At 34.2% G+C, this 12,728-nt stretch carries 14 protein-coding genes; 11 read left to right on the top strand and 3 right to left on the bottom strand.

Annotated features, from left to right (window positions below):
• The first annotated feature begins 10 nt into the window (after nucleotides 1-10).
• The 11 genes from MKS83_RS16660 to MKS83_RS16610 all read left to right on the top strand — a co-directional run bounded on the left by MKS83_RS16660 (nucleotide 11) and on the right by MKS83_RS16610 (nucleotide 8,162).
• Nucleotides 11-550, top strand: a complete 540-nt coding sequence (locus tag MKS83_RS16660) for a 3-oxoacyl-ACP synthase (RefSeq protein ID WP_240580532.1) — start codon at nucleotides 11-13, stop codon at nucleotides 548-550.
• Between the two features lie 148 nt (nucleotides 551-698).
• Nucleotides 699-956 carry a phosphopantetheine-binding protein gene (locus MKS83_RS16655; RefSeq protein WP_034672593.1) on the top strand — a complete coding sequence of 86 codons (258 nt, stop codon included), beginning with the start codon at nucleotides 699-701 and terminating at the stop codon, nucleotides 954-956.
• Nucleotides 957-1,034: 78 nt separating this feature from the next.
• Nucleotides 1,035-2,234, top strand: a complete 1,200-nt coding sequence (locus tag MKS83_RS16650) for a beta-ketoacyl-[acyl-carrier-protein] synthase family protein (RefSeq protein ID WP_240580531.1) — start codon at nucleotides 1,035-1,037, stop codon at nucleotides 2,232-2,234.
• Nucleotides 2,231-3,292, top strand: a complete 1,062-nt coding sequence (locus MKS83_RS16645) for a beta-ketoacyl synthase N-terminal-like domain-containing protein (protein WP_240580530.1) — start codon at nucleotides 2,231-2,233, stop codon at nucleotides 3,290-3,292. The genes MKS83_RS16650 and MKS83_RS16645 overlap by 4 nt, the downstream gene beginning before the upstream one ends.
• Nucleotides 3,293-3,435: 143 nt before the next feature.
• Nucleotides 3,436-4,179, top strand: coding sequence for a polysaccharide deacetylase family protein (locus MKS83_RS16640; protein WP_240580529.1), 744 nt, complete (start codon nucleotides 3,436-3,438; stop codon nucleotides 4,177-4,179).
• 109 nt (nucleotides 4,180-4,288) lie between these two features.
• Nucleotides 4,289-4,915, top strand: a complete 627-nt coding sequence (locus MKS83_RS16635; RefSeq protein WP_240580528.1) for a LolA family protein — start codon at nucleotides 4,289-4,291, stop codon at nucleotides 4,913-4,915.
• Nucleotides 4,881-5,516 (top strand): hypothetical protein, encoded by a 636-nt coding sequence (locus MKS83_RS16630; RefSeq protein WP_240580527.1) that lies wholly within the window; start codon nucleotides 4,881-4,883, stop codon nucleotides 5,514-5,516. The genes MKS83_RS16635 and MKS83_RS16630 overlap by 35 nt, the downstream gene beginning before the upstream one ends.
• Nucleotides 5,517-5,520: 4 nt before the next feature.
• Nucleotides 5,521-6,129 (top strand): outer membrane beta-barrel protein, encoded by a 609-nt coding sequence (locus MKS83_RS16625; protein ID WP_240580526.1) that lies wholly within the window; start codon nucleotides 5,521-5,523, stop codon nucleotides 6,127-6,129.
• A 2-nt stretch (nucleotides 6,130-6,131) separates the two neighbouring features.
• Entirely contained in the window at nucleotides 6,132-6,512 is a 381-nt protein-coding gene (locus MKS83_RS16620; RefSeq protein WP_100377807.1) for a 3-hydroxyacyl-ACP dehydratase, read from the top strand.
• On the top strand, nucleotides 6,509-6,985 hold the full coding sequence (locus tag MKS83_RS16615) for a hypothetical protein (protein ID WP_240580525.1): 477 nt from the start codon (nucleotides 6,509-6,511) through the stop codon (nucleotides 6,983-6,985). The genes MKS83_RS16620 and MKS83_RS16615 overlap by 4 nt, the downstream gene beginning before the upstream one ends.
• Before the next feature lie 4 nt (nucleotides 6,986-6,989).
• A complete protein-coding gene (locus MKS83_RS16610) occupies nucleotides 6,990-8,162 on the top strand; it encodes a DUF2062 domain-containing protein (RefSeq protein ID WP_240580524.1) in 1,173 nt (390 codons plus the stop codon).
• Nucleotides 8,163-8,226: 64 nt separating this feature from the next.
• On the opposite strand, the gene MKS83_RS16605 is transcribed toward MKS83_RS16610, so the two are convergent.
• From MKS83_RS16605 to MKS83_RS16595, 3 genes are all read right to left on the bottom strand, one after another.
• Complete coding sequence (locus tag MKS83_RS16605; RefSeq protein WP_240583202.1) at nucleotides 8,227-9,882, bottom strand: C45 family autoproteolytic acyltransferase/hydolase; 1,656 nt, start codon at nucleotides 9,880-9,882, stop codon at nucleotides 8,227-8,229.
• A 110-nt stretch (nucleotides 9,883-9,992) separates the two neighbouring features.
• Entirely contained in the window at nucleotides 9,993-11,519 is a 1,527-nt protein-coding gene (locus tag MKS83_RS16600) for a phytoene desaturase family protein (protein ID WP_240580523.1), read from the bottom strand.
• A 221-nt stretch (nucleotides 11,520-11,740) separates the two neighbouring features.
• Entirely contained in the window at nucleotides 11,741-12,625 is an 885-nt protein-coding gene (locus MKS83_RS16595; RefSeq protein WP_240580522.1) for a lipid A biosynthesis acyltransferase, read from the bottom strand.
• Between the last annotated feature and the right edge of the window lie 103 nt (nucleotides 12,626-12,728).

Genomic DNA, 12,728 nt, shown 5'->3' with positions numbered 1-12,728 from the left:
AATGAAAACCATGAAGAAAACAGACATTTGCACCATAGAAAATTCAAAAATCGTTCTCAACAACGAAATTATTTTTGAAACCCCGTCTGAAAATTTTTCAGATTTTGCTAAAGAAGCTTATAAGAGTTTAGAATTAAATTATCCTAAATTTCATAAAATGGATAACTTAAGCAAACTCGCTTTTCTTGCTTCTGAAATGATTTTAAAAGACGAAGACCACAGCAGGACAGCTTTGGTTTTTGCCAACAGATCATCAAGTTTAGACACCGATTTTAAATATCAGGAAAGTATCAATTCCCAGGAAAATTATTTTCCAAGTCCTGCCGTTTTTGTGTATACTTTGCCTAATATTTGTGTGGGTGAAATTAGTATTAAACATAAAATGCAGACAGAGAATGCTTTTTTTGTTTTGAACGAATTTGATGAACAGTTTTTAAATGATTACTCAGTACAGATTTTGCAGTCAGGTAAGGCTGATAAAGTATTATGTGGCTGGGTAGAACTCTATCAGGAAAGTTATAATGCTTTCGTATATTTGCTGACATTATAAATTTGAGAATTTGAAAATGTGCCGATTTGATACTGTAAAATCATTTCAATAAAGCACAGCAATTATTAATAGAATATTTTTAATTTAAATCATTATCTGATTAATACATTTTCAAATTATCTCATTAACATATTTTCAAATTAATTTTATGGAAAACTTAAGAGAAGAATTAAAGCACAAAATCATTGAAGTTCTTAATTTAGAAGACGTTGCAGTAGAAGAAATCAAAGATACAGATCCGTTATTCGGCGGAGGTCTTGGATTGGATTCTATCGACGCTCTGGAATTGATCGTGCTTTTGGATAAAGAATACGGAATCAAATTAGCCGATCCGAAAAAAGGGAAAGAAATTTTTTCTTCGATCGACACAATGGCTAAATTCATTGAAGAAAACAGAACGAAATAAATTAATATACCAATGTATCCATGTAGCGGTCTAGCAATAGGTAACTGTTACATGGATACATTGTTACATTTTGTAAAAATGGGTCAAAAAATTGCCATCACAGGAATGGGCATCATTTCCGCCATTGGAAACAATGTGGAGGAAAATTTGAGCTCGCTGAAATCCGGAAAACATGGAATTTCAGACATTAGCTTGTTTGAAAGTCGTCATTCCGGAAATATCAAAACCGGCGAAATAAAATTGTCTAATCAAGAACTTGTTGAAAAACTTCAGTTAAATGAAGATAACAATGCAACAAGAACCTCTTTGTTGGGAATGATTGCTGCAAAAGAAGCTGTAGAAAGTGCCGGAATTTCTGACATTAATGAGTATAAAACCGGTCTGATTTCTTCAACCAGCGTTGGCGGAATGGATGTTACTGAAAAATATTTCTACACTTACGAAGACTTTCCTGAAAAGCAAAAATATATTGACGCTCACGATGCGGGAAATTCATCGTTATTGATTGCAGATTATTTGGGTCTGAAAGGCATGGTTTCAACCATCAGTACCGCTTGTTCGTCTGCAGCGAATGCGATTATGATGGGTGCAAAACTTATTAAAAATGGCGTTTTGGATCGTGTGATTGTCGGCGGAACAGATTCTCTTTCAAAATTTACATTGAATGGATTCAATACGCTAATGATTCTGACGGATTCTTACAATACTCCTTTTGACAACGACAGAAAAGGTCTGAATCTGGGTGAAGCCGCCGCTTTCATTGTTTTGGAATCTGGTGAAATCGTAAAAAAAGAGAATAAAAAAGTCTTAGGCTATCTTTCAGGATACGGAAATGCTAATGATGCACATCACCAGACCGCTTCTTCGGAAAACGGACAAGGCGCTTATTTAGCCATGGAAAAAGCATTGAAAATTTCAGGCTTAGATAAAGAAAACATCGATTATATCAACGTTCACGGAACAGCAACTCCGAATAATGATTTATCGGAAGGCATTGCAATGATCCGAATTTTTGGAGAAAATAAAGTCCCTGAATTCAGTTCTACGAAAGCTTTTACGGGTCATACTTTGGCAGCGGCGGCGGGAATTGAAGCGGTATATTCGTTGTTGGCCATTCAAAACAATCTTATTTTCCCGAATTTGAATTTTAAAACCAAAATGGAAGAATTTGATTTAACGCCTGTGACTGTGCTCAAAGAGAAAAATATTAATCATGTTCTTTCCAACTCGTTTGGTTTTGGAGGAAATTGTTCAACCTTAATTTTCTCAAAATCATGAGTGCAGTTTACATCAACAGTGCAGCCTGTATCTCAGTTCAGGACACATTAAATGAAAATTTTTTCCAAAATCTTAAGCCTGAAAATTCATCTCAGGTTTTAAAGGCTATCGAACCCAATTACAAGGAATTCATTCCGCCTGCAGCAAGCAGAAGAATGTCTAAAACCGTAAAAATGAGTTCCGTAGCTTCACAATATGCTTTAAAAGAAGCCCGAATCGAAAATCCAGAAGCGATCATCGTTGGAACCGGAATGGGTTGTTCCCAGGATTCTGAAAAATTCCTGAAAAATGTATTGGATAACAATGAAGAATTCCTGACTCCTACGTTTTTTATTCAGTCCACACACAATACGGTTGCTGGGCAAATTGCGTTAGGTCTGCAATGTCACGCGTACAATTTCACGTATGTCAACACATCTTCTTCGCTGGAATTTTCGTTTTTGGATGCAAAATTACAGATCAATGATGACGAGGCGGAAAACGTTTTGGTAGGTTCAACAGACGAACAAACCGACCGAACCATGGAATTGTACAGATTAAACAAGACCATTAAAAAAGAAGAAAATCTTCCCGTTGATTATCTGAACTCGACAACAGACGGTGTCATTTGGGGAGAAGGGGCAAGCTTTTTTGTTTTAGGGAAAGATAAAACAGAAAATTCTTATGCTCAATTGCAAGACATTGAGATCAATAGCCAATTAGATTTGGAAGAAACGGAACAGTTTGTTGAAGATTTTTTAGCTAAAAATAATTTGTCTAAAAATGATATCGATGCTGTGATTTTTGGTTTCAGCGGAGATGCGAAATCGGATGTTTATTACACGAAAGCAATGAATTTGTTTGAAAATTCAGCATTGTTGTATTACAAACATCTGAGTGGCGAATTCAATACAGCAAGTGGTTTTTCAACGTTTATGGCTTGTCATATTCTTAAAAAACAAGAGATTCCGGAAGTGATGATGATTAATTCTGTGAAAAAGGAAGAAGTTAAAAATATTTTACTTTATAATCATCTTGCAGGGAATGACCATAGCTTGGTTTTGTTAGGGAAAGCTTAGTTTTTAACGCAAGTTTGTCATTCTGACGAAGGAAGAATCTCTATATTATATTTTAGATTCTTCATTTCGCTTTGCTCCATTCAGAATGACATTGCGCATATAAAATTGTGGATATTTTTAAACCAAATCCAAAAACAATAAAGATGAAACATTACCCATTCATTCTATTTTATCTTTTCTGTAACGTTTTTATTTATGCGTTTCACGGGACTTTTTGGGTGTATTTGTTTTGTTTTTTATTGTTTTCTGCAGTTGTTGTTTGGGGTTCTTTCGATATTGAGTTAGGATATTTTGTTAATAGTATTACCCATAAAAGAACAAAAATCAAAGAAATTGCTTTGACTTTTGATGATGGACCAACTGAATTTACTCCGAAATTTTTAGATATTCTGAAAGAGAATAATGTAAAAGCAACCTTTTTCTGTATCGGAAAGCAGATTGAAAAATATCCTGAAACTTTTCAAAGGATTATTGCAGAAGGTCATACTATTGGAAATCATACTCTTTCGCATTCCAACAATACCGGATTTTTATCGACTTCAAAAATGGTTGAGGAGATTGAAAAATGTGATGAAGTGATGCTAAAAATCGGGAATTTAAAAACTCATTTATACCGTCCTCCTTTTGGTGTTACTAATCCAAATATTGCAAAAGCAATTAAAAGAACCCACAAAAAAAGCATCGGCTGGAATGTCCGTTCTCTCGATACAATTACAGAAGATGAGAAAAAAATTTACCGTAAAGTCACCAAAGGATTAAAAAAAGGAAGTATCATTCTTCTTCACGATACTTCGGAAAAAACGTACAATGTTTTGGTAGATTTATTAGTATTTTTGAAGGATAAAAATTATTCAACTTTTACAATTGATAAATTTGAAAGCCACTAAGTCCACAAGGATTTCACCAGGAACACAAGAATTATTAATAAATATTCTTTAATAGTATCCTTTGTGAAACCCTTGTCATCCTTGTGGTTAATTTAAAAGAAGTTAAACAATGATTAAAAATATAGCTTTAAGCACTCTTTTATTAATTTCGACTTTTGTCTTTGCTCAAAACACGGCGATGTCGGGAGCGGAAGCAAAAGCATTTGTAACTAAAGTTTCGTCGGAAACCAAAGAAATAAAAACCTTACAGGCAGATTTTACCCAAACCAAAAAAATGGATTTTCTGGATAAAAGCATTGTAACGTACGGGAAAATGTCTTTAAAAACTCCGAATATACTGAGCTGGAAGTACACAAAGCCTTATCAGTACAGCATTGTTTTTAAGGATAATAAAATTTTCATCAATGATCAAGGGAAAAAATCTTCGGTGGATGCGAAAAGCAAAACTTTTGAAAAAATCAATAAGCTGATTGTCGGAAGTTCAAACGGACAAATGTTCAACGATCCTGAATTTTCCGTAACGTATCTGAAAAATGCCAATTTCAATGTTGCAAAATTTACCCCGAAATCAGCTCAATTGCTGAAATACATTAAGCAGATCGAATTGAGTTTTCCGAAAGGACAATCAACCGTTTCGCAGGTGAATATGACGGAAGCTTCAGGTGACACGACGAATATTGTTTTCAAAAACACCAAAATCAATGCGCCGATTGCTGCTTCAGAATTCAGTTTATAGCCTGATTTTCTTACTGTTCGTTTCGTGTAAGACATACAAATTAACGGATGTAAAACCTGTTTCCAATTCTGAAAAAACGGTTGAAAATTTATATTTTTCTTCCAGTGAAGATTATGTTTATAAATGTCAGATGGATATTTATAAAAATCATGTCAGCGGAATTTTAATATTAAAGAAAATTAACAAAACGGCGCATCGTGTTGTCCTTACTTCAGATTTCGGAAATAAATTAATCGATTTTGAAATTTCAAATGATGATTTTAAGCTGAATTATGTCCTTCCTGATTTAGACAAAAAAATCGTCATCAACTTTTTAAAGAACGACTTTCAACAGCTTTTAAAAAAAGAATATCCTGTGACTGAAAGCTTTGAAAATGAGAATTCGAAAATTTATCTTTCTAAAGTTGATAAAAAAATCTATTATTTATTCTTTAACAAAGAAAATGGTTTATTGAAACAAATCATTTACACGAAAAATAATAAGGAAAAAATCGATTTTACTTTTGATGCAAAAAAACATATCTTCGCGGATAGTATCGATCTTCAACACAAAGATTTCAAGATCAATATAAAACTATTCCAAATAACCGAAACAGAATAATTTCATGAAAAAAATAATATTTTTATTCATTATACTGATTTCAAGTTTATCATTTGCGCAGGTTACTTTCACTCCGGGAATAAGAGGAGGAGCTAATTTCGCTAAGTTTACAGAAAATGATGGTGGACTTTACAACTGGTTTGAAGCAAGTGATGAGTATTGGGCCAATGAAGAAAAAGTAAAAACAAGCTATATTACAGATTTTTATGTGGGAGTATTCGGCAACATTCGCATTTCTAAACTGTATGCTTTGCAGCCGGAAATCAATTACTCCAGACAAGGAAGCATTATGAAAACGAGTACTCAGGAAGTGAAGTCTGAGCTTTCCTATCTTTCACTTCAGGCAGTTAACAAATTTTATTTTCATAATTTTAACTTGCATGCTGGTCTCAGTATAGATATTTTGATCAGTGATAAAAATTTTGATCCTTACAATAAAAAGAATACAGATCTTGGAGTTCTGGTAGGTCTGGGATACGATATTACCAAAAATTTTGGTATTGAAGCCAGATTTAAAAAAGGACTGATTTCCCAGATAAAAACAACGAGTGAAGATCATACCAATTTACTTTTCCAGACAGGAATTTACTATACTTTTAACACGAAAAAATAATTATGCAGACTATCCTCGCAGACTTTTATACTTTACAATCATACGAACAGGCGGAAAACGGAAGTTATATTGCCAACATTTCCCTTAATAAAGATCATGATATTTTCAAGGGACATTTCCCGGGAAATCCTGTGACACCGGGAGTTTGCATGATGCAGATCGTAAAAGAACTTTCTGAAGAATTCACCGGGTCGCCTTTATTTTTAAAAACGGCATCCAACGTGAAATTTATGGCGATCATTAACCCGTTTGAAACGCCGGATCTGAAACTGCAACTCGATATCACTCAGACCGAAGAGGAAGTGAAAGTAAAAAACACAACGTCTTTTGGCGAGACTATTGCATTAAAAATGTCAGTAAACTACCAAAAAACAGCAAAATGAAACTAATTTTTTCATTCTTAACGGCTTTTATTCTTTTTTTCCAATCGGGTCTTGAATCTTTGAGGGAAAGCTATTCAAAAGCAAATTCGTCTAATGCAAATACGGAAGAATTCATCAATATTGCAGAAAAAACATCCGGATCAGACGCTGTAATTCAGGGCTACAAAGCTGCAGCTAAGATCATGGAAGCCAAAATTACCAAGAACAACAGAAAAGCTTTGGTAAAGTCCGGAGCGACAAGTCTTGAAGCAATTATTAAAAGTAATCCGAACAATGCCGAACTGAGAGTGATCCGAATGAGCGTTCAGGAAAATATTCCTAAAATTGTGGGATACAGAGGAAGTCTTAAAGATGATAAGGCTTTTCTTTTAAATAATTATTCAAAGCAAAATTCTGCACTGAAAACATACATCAGAAAATTTGCTATGCAGTCTAAAACGATGACCGCAGCAGAAAAAAATTCACTAAAATAACCGAATGACCCTGCCTGAAGTACAGAATGCAATCTCTGAAAAAAAGATCTGCGTTTTAATTCCTACTTACAATAATGAAAAAACTCTGAAAAGAGTGATCGACGGTGTTTTAGAATACACAGAAAATATCATTGTTGTTAACGACGGCTCCACCGATTCTACAAAAGAAATTTTAAGCCAGTATCCTCAGATTAATGCCATCAGTTTGCCTGAAAATAAAGGAAAAGGAAACGGCCTGAAAATCGGTTTCAGAAAGGCTAAGAAATCAGGCTACAACTATGCAATAACGATAGATTCCGACGGACAGCATTATCCCAATGATATTCCTGTTTTTGTAGAAGCTTTGCTTAATGAAAATGAAGATGTTTTATTGATTGGAAACCGAAATATGTCTCAGGACGGAATTCCTAAGAAAAGTAGTTTTGGAAACCGTTTTTCTAATTTTTGGTTCTGGTTCGAGACAGGAATTAAGCTTGAAGATACGCAATCCGGTTATCGATTATATCCTTTACACAGAATTCCCAAGAAATATTTTACCCCAAAATTTGAGTTTGAGATTGAAATTATCGTACGGACAGCGTGGAGACATGTTCATGTAAAGAATGTTCCTATAAAAGTTCTGTATGATCCTGCGGAAAGGGTTTCGCATTTCAGGCCTTTTAAAGATTTTACGAGGATCAGCATTCTCAATACCATCTTGGTAACGATCACTTTGCTTTACATTATTCCGCGAAATTTCGTGAATAATTTCAAAAAAAAAAGCTTTAAAAGATTCATCAAAGAGGATGTTTTAGAAAGTGACGGAACCAACCGTAACAAAGCGTTTTCTATAGCTTTAGGTGTTTTTATAGGACTATCTCCTTTTTGGGGATTCCAAACCTTACTGGTAATTTCTTTAGCCGTTCTTTTTAAGCTGAATAAAGTATTAGCTTTTGTGGCTTCCAATGTAAGCTTGCCTCCATTTATTCCTTTTATTATTGCTGCTTCATTGTTTTTAGGTTCTCCGTTTGTTAGTGGAAACAGTGATATTTTTAGTCAGGAACTGAATTTCGACTTGGTGAAAAATAATTTACTTCAATATATAATCGGAAGTATGATCTTAGCAAGTACGGCTTCGGTTATTTCCGGTATTGCGACGTTTTTATTTTTGAACCGGGTAAGTCCGGAGATTAGCTGATTTTTCTCGTTATTGGATTCAAGGTTTCGGCGGCGGCTTTGCGGCCGCCGCCGAAACCTTGAAACTACCTCAATTTCCTTAACGTTTTCTTCAAATATTTTTCCACATTTTCTTTATCTGGAACCGTTGTAATTTCTTTGGTTAAAGCTTTTTCAAATTCTGTTTTTGCTTTGGAATATTCTTTTTTATTAAAATAATATTTTCCGGATTGATAATACACCAACCAAAAATCAGGATTTAAAGATTGGTAATAAGGCAGAAAATCATCAGCAAGCATTACGTCCTTATCATCAGTTGCATGATTCACCTCAGAGCTGGCAAATTTATATTCTTCGTAATTCTTAAATTCCTTAGAATCTACAAAAGGATCTTTAGCAATATTCAATTCAGATTTTGCAAACTCACCGCTTTTCAATCTTTTATCAGAAAAAATCTCATTAAGGTCATAACAGACAAACTCTCCCAACTGATACGGATTCGAAGAAACCCAAACCAGCTTTTTCTGAGGTGAAAAAATCACCGCATGATGCGCTAACAACTGATTGATTGCCTTTTCATTTCCGTAGCCGATTTTTTCTCCCTTCAAACCCGATCTATCTCTTAAAATTGCTGCCATTTTCTCAGGATTAAGTTTTTTATTTTCCTGTAAAAGTTCCTGTAATTTTTTATAACGATACTCAGAATGGCTTTCTATAATATGTTTTTGATTCCTCTTATCATTTTTGTAAGCATCCGACTGGAAATGATTTGTACAAAAAACACGGCTTGTATTTTCCACTTTGTACACTCCAAAATTATCCGGAGAAACTTCAATAATCACCGCATTCTTATCATTCGCACTTCCCACCAAAATCGATTCTGAAACGAAAACTTTCCGCTTTTTGGCAATAGCAATCGCTTCATCAATATTTTTTGCATATTGTAAAATTTCTCTTGTTACCAGAGAAATCGGCGTTTTTGCTGTCAGCGGAATTTTAGATTTTCCGGCATTGATCGTCACCGTAATTCCTTCCTTATTCATCCCCGAGACTACACCGATCATTCCCGGCCAGCTTACGGACAGATAAGGAATTCCTTCTTCCGGCTCTACAAATTCGATCAATTTATTTTTAGAAAAATCATCGCCTACGTAAAAATCAAAATTTCTTCCGATCAGGAGATCTCCATCCTCCGTATTTTCATTCCAGACCGCGAGAGAAGTACAGCCCACAACCATTAAATCCTGCATCGCGTGGCCAATATCATGGGCTCCGTGCAAGTACATGCTTCTTAAAAATTTCGGAGCTATGAAATCATATTTATCCGATGAATATTGAGATAAACCGTATAATTCTGCCTGATAATCTTCACGAACGTTCAGGTACATTTTCCGGTTATACCACTTTAGAAAACCGCGTAATAAATTTTGCTTAAACTTCGACGGAACAAAGCCTTCCACTTTTGAAAAGAAAATCTCTTCCTGCTTCTGCATCAGATTTTGCGTCAAAGCTCCATTATTATAGCCCAATTGCAAAGGATTTCCTTTAATATATAATTCCCAAAGCTGTTGTTTATTTTTCGTTAAATAATTTTGATTAAAACTAAAAGTAGAATCGTTAATTTTATTCACTTTCGGAATTTCAAGCGAATATTGTTTTACATCGGGAATATGTTTGATGGACTTTCTTATTCCGCAAGATGTGAGGATAAAGCTAAAGTTTAGGGCTAGAAAAATTAACATCAAAACTCTGTCATTTCGACGAAAGGAGAAATCTATTCCAAATATTTTAGATTCTTCATTTCGCTTCGCTTCATTCAGAATGACAGAAGGCTGCATATTGTTTTTCTTTTTCACTTTTTATTAGTCATTTGTGTTAATCTTTCATCAACTACCTCTTTTCCTAAAATCTCAGCGCAGGTATTGAAAGCACCGATTGTACAGCCCAAAATTCCATGCATATTGACAGATTGCCCGGTAAGAAAGAGGTTGTTGATCTTCGTTCTTGGAGACACCATTGTCTTTAAAGGATTTTCTGAGGTCTTTGCATATCCGTACATATTACCGTTAAAACTTCCGATATAGTCCCGATAAGATAGAGGAGAAGAAGTATACACTTTTTTTATGGATTGCTTTAAGTCAGGGATCTTTTTTTCGAGAACTGCAATCATTTTTTCTGCTTTTCCAAGCTTAAATTGTTCATACAGTTTTCCTCTTTCATGTTCGTCCGCAACCGTATTGAAGGTCTTTTCCCAATCCTTTACCTCATCAAAATCCATATAGGAAATTGCAGTTAAACTTTCTGCAAATTCAGGATGATGTTTAGATGGTGTTGTGGAAAGCAAATAGGTTTCCGGCCATGAACTTTTCTCATATCGATAGGCATTCCAAACCAGTTCTTCTGATGAATAATGGTAAATATTATAATCATAGTTCGGAACTGAATTAGACTTAAGCACCAAATACACGCTGAAACAAGAAGAAACCGGCTCCCAACTCAGAACACGGTTTAAAAAAGATTTTTTCAGCCGTTCATTTCCAATTAATGGAATCAGTGACCGGATCTCAATATTCGAAATAAATTTTTTAGCAAAATATTCTTTTCCTGATTTTGTCTTCACTGAAGTCAAAATATTGCCTTCATTAAAAATCATTTCAGAAACTTCAGAATGGCGATGAATTTCAGCGCCGTATTCCCTGAGTTTTTTCACCAAAAGTTTTGAAATCTGGCTTCCTCCTTTAATACATTTATAAGCGCTTTGGATATAGGAATTTACCGTCAATGCATGTACATAAAAAGGAGTATTTTCGGAATCTCCGGCATACAAAAAATTAGAACCGAGCAATACCGACTGCAACTTTTTATTCGAAGTTATCGATTCTATAAACCTTCTTGTATTTAAGTGGAGAATTTCCTCATTGTAATTGTCTTTTCCTACAACATTATATCTTGGAAAATAATTACAAATTTCCTGGATTTCCTGACAATAGGTCTCCAAATTCTGTCTTTCTTCAGGAAAAAAATGAGCCAATTGGTTGACAAAATTTTCATAGCCCTGTGCATGAGGATATTCCGTTTCATCTTCTCCAAAGGTAATTTTATCATATCCATCTTCATTCATTCTATGAAGCTGGAGTTCGTCCATAATTTCCAAATAAGAGAAGAAACGGTTAAGATTCTGCCCCTCTGAAAGTCCTCCAATATAATGAACACCGGTATCAAAGATTAATTTGTCCCTCGAAAAGGTTTGCAAATTTCCTCCAAACTGATTATTTTTTTCCAACACACACACTTTCTGCCCTTCTTTAGCCAGAATAAGAGCCGAAACAAGACCTCCCAATCCGCTTCCGATTACAAGTATGTCAAATTCTTTTTTCAAAGGAGAAAATTAATTACCAAGAAATTTAGAAATAATTTTATTTAACGCAAAGTTCGCGAAGATTTTTTTACAATTAACTGTTTTTGAGTTCGCAAAGGCGTTGACACTCAGCAAAGTAAAACTTAATCAATGAAAATCAAAGCAAAAAATGATTAATTCATAAAAGAATCTTAGTGTTTGAGTTTTAAATATTAGTTTTTTCTAGGATAAAAATAGGAAATTTAATCAATATCATCCCAAAAATCAAAGTAATTGAACCATTGTAATGGATATTTTTTCAGCATGGTTTCAAGATTTTGGGTATATGAATTTAAAAGTCCTTGTGCATCGCGCTTTTTGATATTTTGAGCTACTCTTGCATATAAATGATAATGAAGATTCTTTTCTTTCATTACATAGACATAAACAACCGGAACACTCAATCTGGAAGCAATAAGAAACGGACCTGCCGGAAATTTAGCTGTTTTACCAAGCAACTCTCCCTCCAGATATTTTGAGCCTTCAAAATAACGATCTCCTGTAAAGCAAATCAGTTCATTTTTAGATAAAGCTTCATTAATATCGAAAATATGAGACATATCTTCTTTCACATAAATGAACTTAATGGAACTTTTATTAACGGCTACACTTTCAAGGTATTCTTTGATCACGGTGACTTCCTGATCAGTAGTCACCAAATTGATCTGACAATCAAAATCAATATCTGCAAAAAAACGTTCGGCAATTTCAAAATTTCCGATATGAGCACTGATCAAAACTCCTCCTTTTTTTTCTGCTAGAAGGTTTTTAAGATTTTCAACACCGTCAAATTCGTAGGTATATTTTTCTCTAAGCCCCGCAGAAATGGCAGTTTTATCAATTAACACCTGACCAAATGTAAAATAACTTTTGAAAACGGAAAGCTTTGATTTCCAAGAACTATAATTAAGTCTCTTATGAAAATAATAAGAAATATATCGGTTGCTTTTTTTCAGAAATAAAAAATAGTAAGCAGCAACGAAATATAAAACAACATATGAACTCCGGATCCCAATATTTCTAATGCACCAGACGAAGATTTTATATCCTAAAATAGTGCCTTTAGATTTACCTTTCCATTTGTTCATAGTTCAAATTTAGCAATATAACAGTCTAACAATGTAACATTATTTAAACATTGAAAACTGTCCGATTGCTATATTGTTACATTGTTAGAGTAGATTTTTAATC

It is taken from the genome of Chryseobacterium sp. Y16C (assembly GCF_022488405.1).
GTDB classification, from domain to species: Bacteria; Bacteroidota; Bacteroidia; order Flavobacteriales; family Weeksellaceae; genus Chryseobacterium; species Chryseobacterium geocarposphaerae.
This window is presented reverse-complemented; position numbering and strand designations above follow the sequence as displayed.